At 43.6% G+C, this 19815-nt stretch carries 14 protein-coding genes; 4 read left to right on the forward strand and 10 right to left on the reverse strand.

The window, feature by feature from the left end; genetic code table 11:
* The first annotated feature begins 46 nt into the window (after positions 1 to 46).
* The gene (locus ABJH64_RS08075) at positions 47 to 553 is read left to right on the forward strand and encodes an ATP-binding protein (protein WP_348276205.1); all 507 of its coding nucleotides are present in this window, start codon (positions 47 to 49) and stop codon (positions 551 to 553) included.
* A gap of 25 nt (positions 554 to 578) precedes the next feature.
* Positions 579 to 2105, forward strand: coding sequence for an arylsulfatase (locus ABJH64_RS08080; RefSeq protein ID WP_348276204.1), 1527 nt, complete (start codon positions 579 to 581; stop codon positions 2103 to 2105).
* A 162-nt stretch (positions 2106 to 2267) separates the two neighbouring features.
* Here ABJH64_RS08080 and ABJH64_RS08085 read toward each other — a convergent pair whose 3' ends face one another.
* From ABJH64_RS08085 to ABJH64_RS08100, 4 genes are all read right to left on the reverse strand, one after another.
* Positions 2268 to 3353 carry a serine hydrolase domain-containing protein gene (locus ABJH64_RS08085; RefSeq protein ID WP_348276203.1) on the reverse strand — a complete coding sequence of 362 codons (1086 nt, stop codon included), beginning with the start codon at positions 3351 to 3353 and terminating at the stop codon, positions 2268 to 2270.
* Positions 3354 to 3723: 370 nt separating this feature from the next.
* Positions 3724 to 5265: a M20/M25/M40 family metallo-hydrolase gene (locus tag ABJH64_RS08090; protein ID WP_348276202.1), complete on the reverse strand. Its 1542-nt coding sequence runs from the start codon at positions 5263 to 5265 to the stop codon at positions 3724 to 3726.
* A 220-nt stretch (positions 5266 to 5485) separates the two neighbouring features.
* Positions 5486 to 6385, reverse strand: a complete 900-nt coding sequence (locus ABJH64_RS08095; RefSeq protein WP_348276201.1) for a TIM barrel protein — start codon at positions 6383 to 6385, stop codon at positions 5486 to 5488.
* 90 nt (positions 6386 to 6475) lie between these two features.
* Entirely contained in the window at positions 6476 to 7303 is an 828-nt protein-coding gene (locus ABJH64_RS08100) for an alpha/beta hydrolase family protein (RefSeq protein ID WP_348299501.1), read from the reverse strand.
* A gap of 134 nt (positions 7304 to 7437) precedes the next feature.
* Between ABJH64_RS08100 and ABJH64_RS08105 the strand changes: the two genes are divergently transcribed.
* On the forward strand, positions 7438 to 8349 hold the full coding sequence (locus ABJH64_RS08105; RefSeq protein WP_348275514.1) for a serine hydrolase: 912 nt from the start codon (positions 7438 to 7440) through the stop codon (positions 8347 to 8349).
* Positions 8350 to 8493: 144 nt separating this feature from the next.
* Here the strand turns inward: ABJH64_RS08105 and ABJH64_RS08110 are convergent, their stop codons facing one another.
* The 5 genes from ABJH64_RS08110 to polA form a co-directional block, all read right to left on the reverse strand.
* Positions 8494 to 9636, reverse strand: coding sequence for an aldose epimerase family protein (locus tag ABJH64_RS08110; protein WP_348299500.1), 1143 nt, complete (start codon positions 9634 to 9636; stop codon positions 8494 to 8496).
* A gap of 5 nt (positions 9637 to 9641) precedes the next feature.
* Positions 9642 to 11483, reverse strand: a complete 1842-nt coding sequence (locus ABJH64_RS08115) for a sugar-binding domain-containing protein (RefSeq protein WP_348275512.1) — start codon at positions 11481 to 11483, stop codon at positions 9642 to 9644.
* A gap of 12 nt (positions 11484 to 11495) precedes the next feature.
* On the reverse strand, positions 11496 to 13637 hold the full coding sequence (locus tag ABJH64_RS08120; protein WP_348275511.1) for a beta-L-arabinofuranosidase domain-containing protein: 2142 nt from the start codon (positions 13635 to 13637) through the stop codon (positions 11496 to 11498).
* A 472-nt stretch (positions 13638 to 14109) separates the two neighbouring features.
* The gene (gene radA, locus ABJH64_RS08125; protein WP_348275510.1) at positions 14110 to 15483 is read right to left on the reverse strand and encodes a DNA repair protein RadA; all 1374 of its coding nucleotides are present in this window, start codon (positions 15481 to 15483) and stop codon (positions 14110 to 14112) included.
* Between the two features lie 249 nt (positions 15484 to 15732).
* Entirely contained in the window at positions 15733 to 18561 is a 2829-nt protein-coding gene (polA, locus tag ABJH64_RS08130) for a DNA polymerase I (protein WP_348299498.1), read from the reverse strand.
* A gap of 160 nt (positions 18562 to 18721) precedes the next feature.
* Between polA and ABJH64_RS08135 the strand changes: the two genes are divergently transcribed.
* Complete coding sequence (locus ABJH64_RS08135; protein WP_348275508.1) at positions 18722 to 19036, forward strand: hypothetical protein; 315 nt, start codon at positions 18722 to 18724, stop codon at positions 19034 to 19036.
* Between the two features lie 316 nt (positions 19037 to 19352).
* On the opposite strand, the gene ABJH64_RS08140 is transcribed toward ABJH64_RS08135, so the two are convergent.
* Entirely contained in the window at positions 19353 to 19799 is a 447-nt protein-coding gene (locus ABJH64_RS08140) for a hypothetical protein (RefSeq protein WP_348275507.1), read from the reverse strand.
* Positions 19800 to 19815: the final 16 nt, after the last annotated feature.

The following is a 19815-nucleotide window of genomic DNA, read 5'->3' on the forward strand; positions in this document are numbered from 1 at the left end:
CCCTCCGCGTTGCCCTCCGTGGCCTTTGCGGTAAAAAATCTTATCAATGCCAAAACGAATCTTAATTCTAGGTCCTGAATCCACAGGGAAAAGCACCTTAGCGGAAGATCTTGCTAATCATTTCGATGAGCCTTGGGTGCCCGAGTACGCAAGGGAATACCTCGATGAACTAGGGAGAGAATACCGATATGAGGATTTGGTGAAAATCGGAAAAGGGCAGATTGCACTGGAAGACAAACTAGCGAAGAAGGCCGACCGCTACCTTTTTGTAGATACAGATCTGCGAGTTATCCACATTTGGTCGGAGCACAGATTTGGAAAAACGGACCCTTGGGTGCTGGAGCAACTTGCTAAAAGGAAATATGATTTAATCTTGCTGACAGACACAGATTTGCCCTGGACTCCCGATCCTCTGAGAGAATATCCAGAGTTGGAGATGCGTAACTATTTCCTTGATTTATATACTCAATTGGCGAATGAAAGCGGTTTCCCGTTTTACCTGATTTCAGGAAATAGGGATGAACGGCTGAGTAAAGCCGTCAAATTGCTCTAGTTTTAAGTAGTAACATCTCTCAGACATGACTCGAAATATTCTATCACTCGTCCTTTTGCTCCTAATCTTTTCCTGCCAAAAGGCTGAAGAACAAAAGCCTATTAAACCGAATGTGATCTTGATTCTTGCCGATGATTTGGGATATGGAGAGGTAGGGTACCAAGGTCAAAAGAAAATCAAAACACCGAATATTGATGCCTTGTCAGAATCAGGAATGATTTTTACCAATCACTATTCCGGTGCTCCTGTTTGTGCGCCTGCTCGATCGGTTTTGCTTACGGGCATGCACATGGGACATTCCTACATTCGCGGTAATGATGCCATGAAGGAGCGAGGCGATGTCTGGGACTACGCCAAAGCCTCTGCTGATCCGAACCTAGAAGGCCAGAGGAATTTGCCGGCAGATACCGAAACCATGAGTAAAATGCTGCAGCGAGCAGGCTATAAAACAGGGATAGTAGGAAAGTGGGGATTGGGTGCTCCACTCACTGAGGGAATTCCGAATAACCTCGGTTTTGACTATTTCTACGGATACAATTGTCAGCGATTGGCTCATAACCTATACCCGATGCATCTATGGGAGAACAAGGAAAAAATCCCGTTGAATAACGAGTTGGTGGTTCCTACCACTAAACTGGATCCAGGTGCAGATCCAACTGATCCTGCTAGCTACGCCAAATACGAGCAAAATGATTATGCCCCGGATTTGATGCATGAGAAGGCCATGAATTTTATACAGGAAAATAAGGATGAGCCATTTTTCCTTTACTATGCATCGCCGCTTCCGCATGTTCCTTTGCAGATTCCAGACGCAGATCGACAGGCGTACAGGTCTGAATTCGGTGACGAAGAGCCTTACGATGGAAAGCAGGGTTATTTTCCGAATCAATACCCAGATGCAACTTATGCGGCGATGATTACGAAGCTAGATCAGCAGATCGGTGAGATCCGAGCGAAATTGATTGAACTAGGTTTGGAGGAAAATACCATAATCATCGTCACCAGTGACAATGGTCCTACCTATACTGGTGGTGTAGATTTTGACTACTTCGAAAGCTCAGCGCCTTTCACCAATGGCTTTGGCCGAACCAAAGGTTTTCTGTACGAAGGCGGAATTCGCGTTCCGATGTTGATTAGCTGGCCAGGTACAATACAGCCAAGCACCTCTGATCATATTTCAGTTTTTTATGACATCTTCCCTACCTTGGCTGAGTTGGTAGGAGAACCTGTATCTGTGAAGTTGGATGGAAAAAGCTTCCTGCCTGAGCTGATGGGAAAGGAGCAAGAAAAGCATGAGTATTTGTATTGGGAGTTTCCGGAAACTGGCGGTCAGCAGGCCGTTCGGATGGGAAAATGGAAAGCCATCCGTCAGAATATCATCAAGGAAAATAACCTGAAAATCGAGTTGTATGATCTATCAACGGATATTTTGGAACAAAATAATGTAGCTGAGGAGCACCCGGATTTGATCAGGAAATTTGAAGAAATCATGGCAAAGGAGCATGAAACTCCCGTCGTAAGTACCTTTAGAATGTCTGCTTTGGGGGATTAAAAATTATCCTCTTTTTGGCGTCCGAAAAAAGTAAGTAAAAAGCTCACCCATCTGTATGCTATTCTCCGGAAAGCATCATGATTAGTCATTCAGAAGGCAATTCTATTCGTGGTAATTTCTACAAATCTTTCAATTTTGAAATTTTCCAATTTTGAAATCACCTTACCATTTCCCCAAAGAAAGTGTAGCAGCCTCCACGAGTCTCATCATGTCTGGATGCGCATTGTTGTTCAGAATTATAATCGTTTTGTCTTCTTCTATGAATCGTACGATGATGGTTTTGTACCCGGGATTGTCACCTGTGTGCATCACCATTTTTCCGAAGGGACTTTTGGGTTCGATCTCCCAGCCAAAGCCATAATAGCTTCGTCGCTCATTATTCAACCTGAATGGAGTAAACGCCTCCTCCATAGTTTCTTTAGAAACTAGCTTCTCGGTATTCAATGCCTGATCCCATTTCAATAAATCTGCGGCATTGCTGCTGACTCTTCCCGGACCTTTTCTTTCTCCCAGCCAAACGGTGTAATCCGATGAGTGGAAGGTGTTTGCATTGACAAAGTTTCCATTTTCGTCTTTGAGATGGCCTGCGGCAAAAGTCTGCACTTTAGCTTTTTCTTCCAGAGATCGAATATCCGTGCTTTTCATTTTAAGAGGCTGAAAAATCCATTCACGCATGAGCTCAACGAAGTCTTTTCCGGTGGCTTTCTCTACAATGCTTGCCAACAGAACATAGCCCGTGTTACTGTACTCGTATTGCTCGCCAGGATCGAAGGATTTCACAGGAGCATATTCTCGCAGATATTCTAGGATTTCGGTATTTCCATCGACTTTGCTCTTGTCCCAATGGGCATCCATGATCGCCTGATAATCTGGCAAGCCACTAGTATGTGTGAGGAGATTTCTGATGGTAATTTTCGGGTAGGGAATTTCCACGTACTTGGAAACTTGATCATCAAAGTCCAGCAATCCCTTTTCCTTGCACATCATAATCATCATAGCGGTGAATTGCTTAGAAAGCGATGCCAATTCGAAAATATCATCTTCGTGAAGTAAAATTCGCTTTTCGTAAATCCGCATTCCCATGACTTCTTTATAGAGCACTTTTCCATTTTCTGCTACCAAGATTACTCCCGAGAATCCGTCGCCTTTAGCTCGTTCTACGGCTTCCTTGAGGATTTTCTGCTGCGCAAAAGCATGAGAAATATAAGAGCCAAAAGTTATGAGGAGGATTGCGAGAAATCGGATCATGAGCGGAGGATTTGACTGGAATTTACAAAGGCTTTTGCTATTGAGCTAATATGGGGAGGAAACGAGGATGTAGGATACTGTTTTTAACCACTAAGTCCACAACGATTCCGGTATGGGCCTGGAGGTTGGATTTGATCATATAACTCCTTTTTGCTTCTGCTGTTAGATTAGCACATTAGGCAAACATGATTAAGATTTACGTTAATCGGGTTTCTAATAGTAGAAGATTCGAATGTGATTTTTGCTGATAGGGAAAAATTTCTCACTGCTGCTCGCCGCGATATCTTTAGTGGCCTCTGCGGTAAAAAACACAAAAAAAGCCACGAGTAAAATCCCGTGGCTTTTAGCATAGTAATTAGAGGTTTAAAGCTTATTCTACTCCACCCTTTCTGGTAGGAGAGCGAACAGCTGGCCATTCTGTAGGCTCACCGTCTCTTCCTAATGGAACACGTACTTCTCTAGAAACCATTTCATCTTCCTCACTTGCCATATATACCATGATGGCAGCCATGATCACGTTGTTTTGCACGTCGTCAAAAACAATTTTGTCATAGGTATCCAAGTTGGTGTGCCAGGTATAATTACCATAAGACCAGCTCAATGAACTTAATGAGAAAGCTGGAACGCCAGCTGCCACGAAGGAAGCGTAGTCAGATCCGCCACCGCCTGGATTGCCAGGGAAGGTAGTTTCGATGTCTTTAGTGATGTTTCTTGGCACTTTAGACATCCATCTGCCTAGGTATTCATAGCTGTGAACGAAACCTTGACCAGATACATTTGCCACACGTCCTGTACCGTTGTCTTGGTTGAAAAGCGCCTGGATCTTAGGCATCATTTCAGGGTGATCTTCTACGTAGCCTCTAGAGCCGTTCAAGCCTTGCTCCTCGGAACCCCAGTGTCCCACGATAATAGTTCTCTTAGGGTTAGGATATACTTTTTTCAAAACTCTCATCACTTCCATCATCATGATAGTACCTGTACCGTTATCGGTCGCACCAGTACCGCCATCCCATGAGTCAAAATGAGCAGATAGCATCACATATTCGTCAGGCTTCTCAGTTCCTTTGATTTCAGCGATTGTATTGAAAGTAGGCACCATTCCATTTTCTTTGGATTGAGCGTTGATATGGATCATCGGCTTAGTTCCGTTTTCGGCCAGACGGAAAAGCATCCCGTAGTCTTCCAAAGAAAGATCTACAGTAGGTACTATCTTGGTGGAAGCGGAGAAAATTTTATTTGCTCCGAATCCTTGAGACCAGTAAGAAGTGATAATACCAAGTGCACCGGCATCTTCTAATGCGGTAGGCAACTCTCTTCTGCCTTTACCTGTCTTTTGTAATCTATTATTCCAAGCTCTAGCTTCTGCCATGCGATCTTCTTTCATTTTGGCGAAAGATTCTTCCGTAGCAAATTCCTCCCAATTGTAATCAGGACGTCCGGTGATCTGCGGAGCAGAGATCATTACATATTTTCCTTTTACTGAGGGAAGCCATTTAGCGAAAGCATCGGCATCGGCCAAATCAGGGATGGTAACTACCTCGCCTTTGGCACCGCCTTCAGGTGAAGATGGACTCCAAGCCAATTGAGTTCCCGCTAGTGATTTAGTCCAAGGAGCCACCATATCGATATGGGTAATGCCTCTTTCCCAGCCTCTCCACTCGCCCCACTGTTCATTTCGAGCTTCGATGCCCCAGCCTTTGTACTTTTCTACAGCCCAGTCATGAGCTTGCTGCATCTGAGGGGAACCGACCAATCTTGGGCCTATACCGTCCATCAACTCATGCCCGATTTGCTTCAGTTGGGAGTTTTCTGTTTCTTCTTTGATGATCTTTTCGATCACCTCATCTTGAGCTTGGACGTTGCTACCCAACAGTAGCATCAGACCCATGCCTAATAAGTATCTCTTTTTCATGTGTATATATTTGGTTTTTTTATGGTGTACAGGCCATCTCACAAGTTTTATTCCTCGCTTAAAATTTAAGTAAGGGCATGTTTGAGACTATAGATGGTTTATTTGATTTTAAAATTATTGGTTACAACTCTGATTTCCGCACCGTTTATGGATTAGTGGGGCTTTAGACAAATTATGCTCATGAAAAATAACTGATAGAATACCACAGCGAAAGCAATCGTTAGGCAAATAGATTGATCAAATTATTTTTGAAGTATTCAGCACTTTCTTTCACACTCTGAATAGGATCGTGCGCAAAATTGCCCCCTTGCTCAAGGTAGTAATATTCCATACCTGAAAGGGAAGCATCGGGAAGGATTTTAGAATAATCGATCGAGCCATTACCCATCTCGGTATAGTCTCTACTGACCTTGTCCATGTCCTTGATGTGCCACATCACAAAACGGCCAGGGGATTTGAGAAAAAGCTCGTGGGCTGTATAGGGAGAACTATGAGCGATCCAATAGAGATCGATTTGAAGTTTGACTAGCGCTACTTCTGTGTTTTGCAAAATAATATCATAACCACTCTCACCCTTGTGATCTATAAATTCAAAATCGTGGTTGTGATAGGCAAAGCCGAGTCCTGCTTTAGTCACGCGCTCCCCGATCAGATTCAATTGCTCAGCTAGGATTTTAAATTTTTCAATCGAGCGGGATTCAGGATCTAGCCATGGCCAGGTGATGTATTTTTGACCTAATGCATGAGCTCCTTCTATGCTTTGGTCGGTGTAGCGTAACAGGTCTTCGGTTGGGCCATTGAAGTATTTGATGAAATCGTAATGACCGCTCGTGCTTTCTAAGGAGTTGTCTTCCAGGACTTTCTTAAAATCGGTAGCGGGCATACCATAGAAGTGCTTTTTTAAGCCATCATAGCCATAAGTTTCCGTGTCCTGATACCCAAAACCTGCAATGGTTTCTAGCGATTTTCTTGGATCCTCAGCCATTGGCGTACGAATGGTGAAAAGCTGAAGGCCCATTTTGTATTTTTTTGTTTTTGGGAAATTGAAACTTGAAAGTCCAAAACTGGCAGCTGAAACGGCTAGTCCTGTTTGCTTGATAAAATCTCGACGGTTTAACATGATGGGGGAATTTTAAAGAGAAATGCTTCAGCCTCTTCCGGCTGCTATTTGGATAGAGTAATCGAAATGATCGAAGGAATTAGAATTTTGCTAGTAACCTTCTACTTCAAAATAATTATGAAAAAACAGCAACTGATACTGCACAGCATCTGCCCAATATTCCCAGTTATGTGCTCCAGGACCTGTGATAAATGTATGAGGTATAGCGTTGTAGGTCAGTTTTTCGTGAAGCTTCAGATTGACTTGGTAGAAAAAATCTTCTGTACCGCAGCTGATGATCACTTTCTGTTTGTTTGGAATCAGACGATTACTTTGGTACATCACAGCGTATTCTTCCCAGCGGGCTGGATTTTCGCTTTTTGTGCCAAGGTATTTTTTGATCTCCCAGTTTTCTGGAAAAGGTCCAATATCCACTCCTCCACTGAGGCTCCCTGCTGCCCCGAAAGTCTCCTGATGACGAAAAGCCAAATACAGAGCTCCATGTCCACCCATGCTCAATCCAGTGATTGCTCTTCCTTCGCGACCGGCAATCGTACTGTATTTCTGGTCAATAAATTCTACCAATTCGCTTCCCACGTAAGTTTCATACTTTGAGTCCTCCACTTCCGGACTATCCCAATACCAGCTTCCAAAATTCCCATCAGGCGTGACGATGATCATGTCGTATTGGTCGGCATAAGCTTCTAATTGAGGGACTTTTTCTATCCAATTCTTGTAGTTGCCTGAGTATCCATGAAGCAGATAAACGACAGGGTAATCTTTTGATTGGGTGTAATCTTCAGGAGTAATGACCACCGCTTTGATCTCCTTTTGCATAGCTCGACTAAAAGTAGCGACCGTATCCACACTCGCCTGAGCTGGTAGGCAAAGCATGCATATCCATGTAAGGGTTAAGAAAAAAGGATAGTTTAATTTCATTTTGTGAGATGCTTGTATAATTGAATGTCCTAAAAATGGTGAGGAATGATTGGAATTTCTGATTTTCAGGGCAAAAAAAAGCAATTAACTTGTGTGCTTATGTCAAAATAATTCTGAAAACTGAATTTCTCTCTATGACCTCTTTACTCTCTAAGTTTACACTTTCACTTTTCGTACTTAGCTTTATTTTCTCCTGCCAGCAAAAAGTCTCCAAATTCGAAGCATTTCAAACCTCCATACAAGCTCAACTTGATTCTATTCAGGGGGATGTTGCTGTAGCTTTTATCAATTTGTCTGACCCAAGCGATAGTTTGATGATCAATGCCGACGAGGAATTCCATGCAGCAAGCACCATGAAAGTCCCAGTGATGGTTGAGCTTTTCAAGCAGCAAAATCAGGGAAAACTTAACCTAAGTGATTCAATTCTGCTGAAAAATGAATTTCGTAGCATAGTCGATAGCAGCTTGTACAGTATGGATATTAGTATAGATAGTGATGATGACAGCTATGGCAAGATCGGAACTGCAGTTGCGCTAAAGGACCTGATGTATTCAATGATTACGGTGAGCAGTAACTTGGCTACGAATGTTCTGATTGAACTCGTGGGCGCAAAAAATGTAACAGCTACCATGCGTGAGCTGAATGCTGACAAAATCCAGGTGCTGAGAGGAGTGGAGGATCAAAAAGCGTATGATTTGGGACTGAGTAATTCAACTACTGCGAAAGACCTTCTGATGATCATGAAGTCGGTTGCTGAAAATGAAGCGGGAACTGAAGCCGATTGCAAGCAGATGATCGCTATTATGCACGATCAACAATACAACGAAATTATCCCTTTCTTCCTGCCCAAGGACGTACAAGTGGCGCATAAAACGGGTTCCATCACTGGAGTTCATCATGATGCTGGAATCGTATATCTACCCGATGGACGTTCTTATGTGCTAGTTTTGCTATCCAAAAATCTGGTAGATTTCGACAAAGGCACCGAGCAATTAGCTGAAATATCGAAGATAGTGTATGAGTATGTGGTGGGTGAAAAAGAGTAAATTATTGAATAAAATTAAACTTAAGAAGAAATAAACTGAGAGAAACCATCTCTAATCAATCGCAGAACACACTGCACAGTCCTTTCTTCATCTCCTTCACGCTATAAATAAGCCATCCCGATTGCTCAGGATGGCTATTCATTTTTACTTTGTCCCAAACTTATAGATACAAGTCTGTTCGTATTTTTCGCCCGGCTCTAGAATCGTAGAAGGGAAATTCGGTTGATTCGGAGAATCTGGATAATGCTGAGTTTCTAGACAAAAGGCTGACCTTAACTCATAGACTTTTTCACCTTTTCCAGTGATCGAACCATCCAAGAAGTTGCCACTGTAGAACTGAATCGCAGGCTCAGTGGTCCACACTTCCATTTCGATTCCAGTCTGTGGTGAGGAGATCACCGCTGCCTGAGTCAGGTCATTCCCTGTTTTGTTCAGCACCCAGTTGTGGTCATATCCACCTCCGAATTTCAACTGCTCATTTTCCTGATCTATCCGTTCACCGATTTTGGTCGCGTTGGTGAAGTCGAAAGGAGTGCCATTCACTGATGCAACTTCTCCCGTCGGGATCAGCACCTCATTCACCGGAGTGTACTTGTCGGCATTTAGCTGAAGAGTATGATTCAGCACAGTTCCATTTCCAGCGCCATTTAGGTTGAAAAATGAATGGTGGGTTAGGTTAACAGGAGTGGCTTTGTTCGTTTCAGCTTCATAAGTGACTTTGAATTCATTGTCATCCGTGAGTGTGTAGATCATCTTCACTTTCAGTTCGCCCGGGAAGCCCTCTTCTCCATCTGGAGACGTATAGCTGAAGATCAGTCCATTTTCTCCAGACTTTTCTACATCCCAAATCACATAATCCATTCCTCCAGGTCCTCCATGAAGGGTCTGTCCGTTATTATTTTGAGGCAAAGTATATTCCTCACCATTAAGCGTGAATTTTCCATTGGCAATTCTATTGCCATAGCGACCTATGGCTGCGCCAAAGTATTTCTCACCGCTTGCTAGATAGCCATCCAAAGTTTCAAATCCGAGTACCACATCTACCAGATTTCCATCTTTGTCCGGAACCCAAAGATGAGTCACGCGTGCACCGAAATTGGTGACTTTCATATTCATTCCGTTGGCATTCTTAATCTCGTATGTTTCCACTTTTTGGTTTTGAAAAGTTGTACCAAAGACTTGCTCTTGCTCAGGTTCTTCTACAGATTCCTTTGATTTGGGCTCGCAGCTTACTAGGAAAACTCCCAAAACTATCGCACCTGCTGCTTTATAGAAGTGATTTATCATAGCGCTCATTTTTTATAAAGAGTGGAATGTAAGCTCTTCATCTTTGAGACATCGAATTTGATCACTTTTCGATCATAGGTCATCAGGCCATTGGTCTCTATTTCCACATCGGTGGTCTGGGTATATACTGCAGCAGAGAGTCCAGCATCTATCAATCTACCCAAATGCTCAATCAGCCCGGCGTAGCGAGCATACAATTCATCCTGGTTTTTAAAGCTCTGATAACCCCAATTGTCTTTTTGCTGCCAGACGTGACCATCCACGGGAAGGCCTAATCCTCCATACTCGCCTAAGACCAAAATATTGTCCTTACCAAAAATGCCTGGATCGGGCATTTTCGCATCAGGATAATTGTGCAAATCGATTATATCGCCGGCGATTTTTGTTCCTTCCATTTCGAAATTCCCACCACTGGCACTATTTACCAATCTTGAGGGATCATGGTTCTTAGTCCAAGCAGAGATTTCCTTGGTCTTAAATTGACCCCAAGCCTCATTGAAAGGTACCCAAACTACTATGGATGGGAAATTGTAAAAATCATCCATAATCTCTTTCCATTCCTCTTTGAAGATCGCCTCTGATTCTGGAGTTCTATCACGATCTGTCCCGCTTCCCAGCACCCCAACTTTCATCTCCCAGCCGTTGCCCATGTCTCCACTCGGCATATCCTGCCATACCAGCATTCCCATCTTATCACAGGCATGATACCAAGTGGCAGGCTCTACTTTCACATGCTTTCTGATCATATTGAATCCCATGTCCTGGGTTTTTTGGATGTCAAAAACCAACGCCTGATGACTCGGAGCGGTATATAATCCATCAGGCCACCAGCCTTGATCTAAGGGTCCGTATTGAAACAAAAACTCGCCATTCAGCATCATACGTTGAATTCCATTGTCGTCAGGAACCATGCTGATTTCTCGTAGTGCCGCATAACTCCCCACAGCATCCACTACTTTATTTCCATCAAGCAATTCTACTTTCAGATCATATAGCACTGGATTTCCAGGAGCCCAAAGCTCGGCATCTTTGATCATCAACTTAGCCGTTTCAGATGCAGAGACAGTTTGCTCAGCGAGCATCCTGCCGTCCTTCCAAGCGGATACTTTGACCTGCTGACCATCTGCTAGTCCAGTGACCTCAGGAGTTACCAGGATCTGATTACGCTCGATATTTGAGGAATTTCTTAAGCCAGAGATGTACGTATCCGGTACAGTTTCCAGCCAGACAGTCTGCCAAATACCAGTAACAGGCGTGTACCAAATCGAATGAGGATTTTTGATTTGCTTGCCCCTTGGCTGAGGGCCATCATCGGAAGGGTCCCAGACACGAACTTGAAGTGAATTGGTTTTGCTGGCAAGTTGGGAAGTGATATCGAATTCAAAAGGATCATAGCCGCCCTGATGAATCCCTATGCTTTTCCCATTTACAAAAACCTCCGTTTCCCAATCAGATGCACCAAAGTGAAGTAGTACACGGTCTTTATTCGTTTTCTTTGGAGTGGAAAAAGTCGTGTTGTACCACAATTCATTGTCCTTACCTACAGTTTTCCCTACTCCAGAAAGTGCTGATTCTACAGCAAAAGGCACCAGAATTTTTCCATCAAAATCAGTAGGAATTGCCTGACCTTTTGGCTTGATCGCATAGTCCCAGAGTCCGTTTATATTCACCCAGTTTTCACGAGTCATCTGCGGTCTTGGATATTCCTGATGGACATTTTCAGGAGTTACCTGAATCGCCCATTCGGTCATGATTTTCCCTTCCACGGGCTTGTATGAGCTTGTTTGGGCTATCGCTAGCTGCTGCGCAAAAAGCAGGCATGCGCCAAAAAGAAGAACGTTTTTCATAGGTAGAGGCTTTTAATTTGTTTCTTTGGTGAGTTGAGGAAAAGCTGTAATTCTCAGTCTGGCAGCACCCATAGGTACTAAGGTCACGTCAACTATTGGCTGATCGGAAGTTTTCGGCAGGTCTTTCAATTCACCCACCAAACCATACTGGTCAAGCTGCCATGCAGGGATCTGTCGCGCCTTGGCTACGATTTTGATCGGAACTTCCTCTAGCGTAAAAGGGAAATTCGAGGCTGGCCATTTCCCTTCTATTACTTCAAAGGAAGAGGCAGGATCATTTTCATCCACCACCAAACTGTAGTTCCAATCGGTCACTGGATGGATTTCCCATGAAGGCCACTTCTTCGTATCTGCGCCTTTTTGCCATTTGGAATCCCATTGAGCAGTTTGGTCAGAGTCTTTCTTGAGATATTTTTCTCGGATCTTCAACGAATAAGTGAGCGGACCTCGACTCACACTTATACTGTTGCTGTTTTTCTCCCAAGTCTTAGTCTGTATTTCCATCGGTAGCGTCAAGACAATTTCATCTCCTCTAGCCCATGTTCTGCTGATCTTGGCATAGCCTATTCCAGAGATATTGTCTTTTACAATTACTCCATTTACAGCTATTGAAGCTCCTTTTGCCCAAGCCGGAATGCGTAGGTATAATGGAAAATCTACGTTTTTTTCCGTGCTGATTGCAAACTTAATTTCCTCCTCGAAGGGGTAATTGGTAGTTTCTTCTATCTGCACGAGTGTGCCGTCTCCGACTTTTAATTCTACTTTACTCGCTCCATACATCGCCGCCACCACGCCGTTGTCAGGAGTAGCCATCCAGAGATTTTCGATGAAATACGGCCATCCTTGTGAGTGATTGTGCTGGCAACAGCGGGATGAAAAAGGATTCATCATCAGGAAAGGCCCTGAATTGGCGATGCCTGGCGAATGATTCTCTGCATCCAGCAATACCATATTTGGAGATGTAATGTAATGCAGTGATTTGAAATCCGGCATCACAGCTGCTGGATAGGTATTGAAGGCAACTTCCTCTGCATGATCTGCCCAGAATGGATCCCCGGTGATTCGTAACAAATGCTCGTCTGAGTTCATCTGTTCTACTATTCCGCATGTTTCTATTCCTTGGCGTGGATCTGCATATCCCGGACGAGCATTTTCATCCGAACCGAACATACCCCCAGGAACTTGGCCGAAGTGCTCTCGGATGATTTCAAAATTTTCATAGGTGGCCTTTAGATCATCCTCGTTTTTTGAGAGCAAATAATATTGAGCTGGCTCTCGAAAAGCTTGCGCGTGGTTGACATTGTGCCAATCTACCTGATCACGATACCAATCTGGAACCTCTCCGCCATCTCGAACTACATAGTAATTTTTCACCTGCTCAATAGGCAAATCCCTACCGGTCCAATTAGAGGTATTCAGATGAATTTTCTCTGCCAATTCTAGCAAAAACTCATCTCCTGTACGATTGTAAAGCCAGAAGACACTATGAAGATTGTCTCCTCCCCGCAGCCTCTGCCAGTAACCTTCCAGAAATTCCTCATCTGGTACAGTCAGCTCATATTTGAAATAATTAGTCATCAAGTTGATGACACGTTCATCTTGGGAATGCTCATAATACGATTGCAGGCAATACAGCATGATCATTTTTGCCCAAAAATCAGGATGATCTCTATCCATGATTTTCGGTCCAAAGTCTCCATTTTCACGCTGACTATTGAGCACGCTTTCGATCCAGATCATCGCCTCATCGATCATGGCCTGATCTTCCATGATATAGCCGATGTTGGCATAGCCCTTCAGCCAATAAGGGACTTCTTCCCAGCCCCATTCGCCTGTGCCATCCTTGGAAAGCCAGGCATTGTTGTCTTTTTGTAGCCAGGCGGAGATCTCACCCAGATTTCCGGTTAGACCATTTTTCTGACGGATAAGATACTCCTTCAAAAATCCCTCGGGCTTTACTGCTCCTACCGGTAGCTTGATCAGCGCACTGGGAGCCAAAGGAGCCCGATTGCTGACATAAAATTCATTACTTTTTTCAGTAGGAATTCGATCAAGCAACGTAACGGTGTTATTGGAGTCTGTTGAGTTGGAACAGGAAACTAGTAAAGCACAAAGGCTGAATCCTAGAAGTGATTTAAAGTTGGTTTTTAGCATTTTTTGCAGGTTTTGGGACGGTGAAAGTCCCTGAAATCGCAACGCCTTGCTTCAGACTAGGTTTGATCTTAGTGGTGTTTCTAGTATAGGACTTTTTCATAGTAGGTTTGGGTTGATGCTATTGAAAAACAATGAGTTCAAAGTCTAATGTAACAAGGAAATTCTAAAATCTCCTCTATTTTGGGAGTCAAAAAAATAAATCTCTACTTTTCCTATAGATTAAATCTGCTGAATGTCTAGCCATTCTTAAACGGCAGCAGTACCTGATCTTTTTGCCTTTTGCTGTGTACCAACCAAGACCAGGGTGATCTGAGGGAATGCCACTATGGCCAAATTCTAGTTTTGTTTTTCCATAGTAGTGAGGTAGGCAGGGATCGCAACCTAATTTCCCATAGCTCATTCGGATATCAGAAGACGCTTGCAAACGAGTTCATGTCATAAACAACCTTAAAAAAACTCCGGTAATTTCCCTCTAAAAAATTTTCTGATACACCTCTTCCAACTTACTCACGGCCATTATTTCGATTTTGTACTTGGTTAGATCTAGGCCTTTCACTGCATATTTGGAGACAATGATCTTTTTGAAACCTAGTTTTTCCGCTTCAGCGATCCGGTTTTCAATGCGGTGAACTGCACGTATTTCTCCTCCCAAACCCACTTCGGCAGCAAAGCAAATCTGCTCAGAAACCGGGGTGTCTTCATAGCTGGAAATCAAGGACGCACAGACCGCCAAATCCAAGGCTGGATCATCCACTCGCAGTCCTCCCGCCACATTCAAGAATACATCCTGCTGCCCAAGTCTCATTCCGCCACGCTTTTCTAGCACAGCCAGTAGCATATTCAATCGCTTGGCATCATGACCAGTGCTACTTCGCTGAGGTGTACCGTAAGTTGCTGGGCTGACGAGTGATTGGATTTCGATCAGTAGGGGACGGTTTCCCTCCATCATGGCGCCGATAGCCACGCCGTTGAGTACTTCCTCTCGCTGTGTCAATAAGATTTCAGAAGGATTAGCAACTGGGCGAAGTCCTTCCACCCGCATCTCGTATATCCCAAGTTCGTGGGTGGATCCAAAACGGTTTTTGGATGTTCGCAGTATTCTATAGCTCATGTGCCGATCTCCTTCAAACTGCAACACAGTATCCACCATATGCTCAAGGACTTTTGGTCCTGCGATGGATCCGTCTTTGGTAATATGACCAATCAGGAAAACAGGCGTTCCCGTCTCCTTGGCGAACTTCATGAGTTCGGCCGTGCACTCCCGCACTTGAGAGACTGAGCCTGCAGCTGATTCTACATACTGTGAAGTCAGGGTTTGGATGGAATCTATCACGAGCAAATCAGGCTTGAGGGCGTCGATTTGTTGGAAAATATGCTGAGTATTAGTCTCGGACAGCACGTAGCATTCAGGATTCTTTGCGGTCATTCGGTCTGCTCGCATTTTGATCTGTGCCTCAGATTCTTCTCCAGATACGTAGAGGATTTTTTTGTTTTTCAGGATCAATGCGATCTGAAGCATCAAGGTGGACTTGCCAATTCCAGGTTCTCCACCGATCAGGACCAACGAGCCCGGTACAATTCCTCCCCCCAGCACTCGATCCAATTCATCATCTCCAGTGACATATCGTGGCTGTTCTTCGTAGTTGACCTCCTGAATTTTCTTCGGAACGCTGGCTTTTTTAGTGCCTGATGAGGGAGTTTTCCAAGTCCCCTTGCCCGATTCTTCTTTTTGCACGATTTCTTCCACATAGGTATTCCATTCACCGCAGGCAGGACATTTACCCAGCCATTTTGGACTTTGTGCGCCGCAGTTTTGACAGAAGAAGGTGGTTTTTATTTTAGCCATGGGGAAGTGCGAAACGGGAAATACGATTTACTAGAGTTGAAGAACGTCAGAAGTGATTTGGGAAAGGATACTTTTTTGAAATTTCAATGAATAGTTTTGAACTCCTATGCTCTGCACATCGAAAGGTAAAATACACTCCTTTCCTAGATCTAGAATATTCAAATTTTTCAACCTTAGCATTTCAAATGAAGAACACCGAACTTCGAATAAGGAAGAACTTGATACTTGTATCTAAATGCTAGAGACTCACTAGTGCGCCTGCAACCAATCCGTACCCGTTCCCACCTCTACCTCCACAGGAACAGCCATTTTGATGGCATTGGACATCAAGCTAGGCACGTTGGCTTTTAGGATTTCCACTTCGTCTTTGTGGGCATCGAAGACCAACTCATCATGAACCTGAAGGATCATTTTGGACTTTAGTTTTTCTTTTTTCATCCATTGATGCACATCGATCATGGCCACTTTGATCAGATCGGCTGCCGAACCTTGAATGGGTGCATTGATTGCATTTCGCTCCGCAAAGCCACGCATGGTAGCATTTCGGCTATTGATATCTCTGAGGTATCTACGTCGACCAAGGATGGTTTCCACATATTCATTTGCCCGGGCTTTTTCTATGGCGCCATCCATGTATTCTTTCACGGCTGGGAATTCCTTGAAATAGGAATCAATAATCTCCTTGGCTTCACCTCTAGGAATGGATAATCTCTGAGAAAGTCCGAAAGCAGAAATGCCGTAAATAATCCCAAAATTGGCCGTCTTGGCTTTCCTACGCATATCAGAAGTCACTTCTTCCAGCGGCACTTGGAAAATCTTCGCTGCTGTAGTTGCGTGAATATCACGACCAGTTTTAAATGCTTCGATCATAGATTCATCTCCCGAGAAAGCTGCCATGATGCGCAATTCAATCTGGGAATAATCAGCTGCGAGCAAAATGTGATTTTCATCTCTTGGGACAAAAGCTTTGCGGATTTCACGCCCTCGTTCAGTCCTGATTGGAATATTCTGAAGATTTGGGTTGATAGAAGAAAGTCTTCCTGTCGCCGCTACAAACTGATTATATGTCGTGTGAACGCGTCCAGTTTTGGAATTGATCATCGTAGGAAGTGCATCCACATACGTTGACTTTAGCTTTACCATCTGGCGGAAATCCAGAATGTTTTGAATGATCTCATGATCATGAGCAAGTTTGCTCAGGACTTCTTCTCCGGTAGCATACTGCCCGGTTTTGGTCTTCTTGGCTTTTGGATCCAGCTTCAATTTATCGAAAAGTACTTCGCCCAATTGCTTTGGCGATGCCAGGTTAAAGCGAACGCCAGCCATTTCATAGACTTTGTTCTCGATCTCTTTACTTTCTTTTTCCAGCAAAAGAGACATCTCAGCTAGGCTTTCCATGTCTATTCTCACCCCTTCAAACTCCATGTCTGCGAGTACATTGATCAGCGGATTTTCTACCTCGTCAAAGAGTTTTTCGAGGCTGTTCTCCTTCAGCAAAGGATCAAATTCAGCTTTTAATCTGAGCGTGATATCGGCATCTTCAGAGGCGTACGCAGTTACTTCATCCTCATCCACATCCCGCATATTTCCCTGATTTTTGCCTTTTTTCCCAATCAAATCTGTGATAGAAACAGGATCGTAATTCAGGTATTGCTTCGCGAGCCAGTCCATAGAGTGCTTTCCATCCGCATCAATCAGGTAATGAGCAAGCATGGTATCGTAGAGAACGCCCTTTACCTCGATATCGTAATTTTTCAATACTAAAATGTCGTATTTAATATTCTGGCCTATTTTCAGGATCGCTTCATTTTCGAAAACTGGCTTTAAAAGTGCCAAAATTTTCAGTGTCTCCTCGCGGCTTTCCGGACATGGAATATAATATGCCTCACCGGTCACATAGGCGAAGGAAATTCCCACCAACTCTGCTTCCATTGGATTAACAGAAGTAGTCTCCGTGTCAAAGCAAAGCTCTTTTTGAATCTCCAAAAACTCGACAAGCTCAAGAATCTCGGCTTCGCCTTTGACTTTATGGTAGTTCTGGATATTGCTATGGATGGTATCTGGGGCTTTCTGCTCTGTGACAGTTACTGATTCTTCTTCGAATTCTATTTCTGGGGAAAAAGAGGCCGTTGGAGCCTGAGCTTCGCCAAACAGTCCTAACTGATCATTTTTCTGAATGGCTGCCTTTTTATCTGTGCCCTTGAAAACTCTGGAAGCGAGCGTTCGGAATTCCAATTCTGTGAAAATCGCCCGTACTTTCTCCTCGTCGATTCCCTCATATTTCAGGTCTTCCTTTACATACTCTATGGGCACATCGCATTTGATGGTAGCGAGTTCTTTAGATAGAATTCCCTGTGCTGCAAAATTTTCTACATTTTCCTTTTGCTTGCCTTTTAGGTCAGCTGAGTTTTTTACCAGTTCTTCCACCGTTCCGTAGGTCTTGAGGAGTTTGACGGCTGTTTTTTGACCGATTCCAGGAATTCCCGGGATGTTATCCACGGCATCTCCCATTAGTCCGAGCATATCACGTACCTGATCCACGCGCTCAATATCCCACTTAGCACAAATCTCTTTTGGCCCCATGATATCTACTCCATTGCCCATGAATGCAGGCTTATATAAGAAAATATGATCGTCCACGAGCTGCCCATAATCTTTGTCAGGGGTCATCATATAGACCGTAAAATTCTCCTTTTCCGCCTGCTTAGCTAAAGTCCCGATCACATCGTCTGCCTCATAGCCATCCAGTTCTAAGATTGGAATATTGAAGGCCCTCACTATTTCTTTTACCCAAGGAATACCCACAGCGATATCTTCAGGCTGTTCTTGGCGATTGGCTTTGTATGCTTCAAACTGTTCATGGCGGAAAGTTGGGGCATGTGTATCAAATGCCACCCCGATGTGGGTAGGTTTTTCCTTATCTATAATCTCAAGAAGGGTATTGGTGAATCCGAGCATGATGCCGGTATTCAATCCCTTGGAGTTGATCCTAGGGTTTTTGCTGAAGGCAAAATGGGCTCTGTAGATAAGTGCCATAGCATCAAGTAAAAAGAGCTTACAGGGCTGTTCTTGGGACATTTGTTTGTTTTTAGGGTTAAAAATTCAGGGCTTTTTCAGTGGGGTAAGTTACTAATTTTCTATCAGGGCTGACTCATGTTATCAGGATATCCTTTGCTACAGGACAGTCTTTGGCGGTAAAATTGATGCCTTGCCTAGCCACACCATAACTAACCTAACGATGAAAAAAGTATTCGCAATTTTAGCCGTATTTTTCTCCACACAGCTGTTGATGGCTGAGCCGGTCAATGATCCGAAAAATAAGAAAGGAGAAACTGAGCTAACAGAAGCTCAAAAGGAACGGATGACTGAGATTGAGTTGAGAGTCGAAGAAATCAAAGCAATGGACTTCTCTGAAATGAGCAAAGAAGAGATCAAGGATGTTCGTGCTGAACTTAAAGACATGAAAGAAGAGTCTAAGCGCATGGGCAACGGAGTATATATCTCTGTCGGGGCAATTATCATTATTCTTTTAATTTTGTTGCTAGTCACCTAATCAAAATTAACCATCAATCAACCAAATTTAAGGGGCTGACATTTTCATTGTCAGCCTCTTACTTTTTTATGGGTATAGGTGTTAAAAAATTTGATTATCCGCAATCTTGCCTGTCCCCAAAATTCCCTTTGTCATCCGGACAAAAGTCCGCGGATCGGCGACCGAAGCGATCTTAATTCTATAGTGTGTCAAATCCTCTTTTGCTTTTGGGCATTTTATGGTTACAAAGTGGTTATCATAAAATTAGTATGGCCAACTTCACTTAAGTCACTTGCTGAGTCTTGCTAGACTATGACTTCGATAGTCTGCCAAAGATTCAAGCAGGTTTTTCTCCTTCTCCGATCAGGAATTTTTTTACCTGAAGACCCCTTAAAAAAACCAAAATCAATGGAAAAATCCAGAGTATCTCGTTGAATATCAATTCAAAAGCTGTTCGCTTGTTCCACCCTAAATCCGGTAAAAACCCTAGGGTAAACCAGATGGCTAGGATTATTTTCCCCGCTATACCTGCGATAATAAGATATACCCAGCTGATAGGATAAAATGAACTGAAAAAGATTAGTAAACCTATCACTATTCCAAACGCCCCATAATAACCCAAATTGAGTTCAGCATTAACCTCATTTCCGCTAGCCAGCCAGGTCAACATGGCCTCTCCCATCATCCTATAAATTGCTGACCAAGCGATGGTGTACATGCCTGCCAGGAGGAGAATTCCACGAAAATGCATTGGAAATACGGGGAAAGGAGGATTTTGATCCATAAGGTTACTTATCTTG

Origin of the sequence: Algoriphagus sp. (assembly GCF_039969895.1) — a bacterium.
Classification (GTDB): Bacteria; Bacteroidota; Bacteroidia; order Cytophagales; family Cyclobacteriaceae; genus Algoriphagus.

Excerpts from the sequence above, each read along its gene's own strand:
- ABJH64_RS08110 (WP_348299500.1), bottom strand. The coding sequence starts at position 9,636 with ATGATAAATCACTTCTATAAAGCAGCAGGTGCGATAGTTTTGGGAGTT.
- polA (WP_348299498.1), bottom strand. The coding sequence starts at position 18,561 with ATGTCCCAAGAACAGCCCTGTAAGCTCTTTTTACTTGATGCTATGGCA.
- ABJH64_RS08115 (WP_348275512.1), bottom strand. The coding sequence starts at position 11,483 with ATGAAAAACGTTCTTCTTTTTGGCGCATGCCTGCTTTTTGCGCAGCAG.
- ABJH64_RS08090 (WP_348276202.1), bottom strand. The coding sequence starts at position 5,265 with ATGAAAAAGAGATACTTATTAGGCATGGGTCTGATGCTACTGTTGGGT.
- ABJH64_RS08140 (WP_348275507.1), bottom strand. The coding sequence starts at position 19,799 with ATGGATCAAAATCCTCCTTTCCCCGTATTTCCAATGCATTTTCGTGGA.
- ABJH64_RS08075 (WP_348276205.1), top strand. The coding sequence starts at position 47 with ATGCCAAAACGAATCTTAATTCTAGGTCCTGAATCCACAGGGAAAAGC.
- ABJH64_RS08135 (WP_348275508.1), top strand. The coding sequence starts at position 18,722 with ATGAAAAAAGTATTCGCAATTTTAGCCGTATTTTTCTCCACACAGCTG.
- ABJH64_RS08095 (WP_348276201.1), bottom strand. The coding sequence starts at position 6,385 with ATGTTAAACCGTCGAGATTTTATCAAGCAAACAGGACTAGCCGTTTCA.
- ABJH64_RS08100 (WP_348299501.1), bottom strand. The coding sequence starts at position 7,303 with ATGAAATTAAACTATCCTTTTTTCTTAACCCTTACATGGATATGCATG.
- ABJH64_RS08105 (WP_348275514.1), top strand. The coding sequence starts at position 7,438 with ATGACCTCTTTACTCTCTAAGTTTACACTTTCACTTTTCGTACTTAGC.
- ABJH64_RS08080 (WP_348276204.1), top strand. The coding sequence starts at position 579 with ATGACTCGAAATATTCTATCACTCGTCCTTTTGCTCCTAATCTTTTCC.
- ABJH64_RS08085 (WP_348276203.1), bottom strand. The coding sequence starts at position 3,353 with ATGATCCGATTTCTCGCAATCCTCCTCATAACTTTTGGCTCTTATATT.
- ABJH64_RS08120 (WP_348275511.1), bottom strand. The coding sequence starts at position 13,637 with ATGCTAAAAACCAACTTTAAATCACTTCTAGGATTCAGCCTTTGTGCT.
- radA (WP_348275510.1), bottom strand. The coding sequence starts at position 15,483 with ATGGCTAAAATAAAAACCACCTTCTTCTGTCAAAACTGCGGCGCACAA.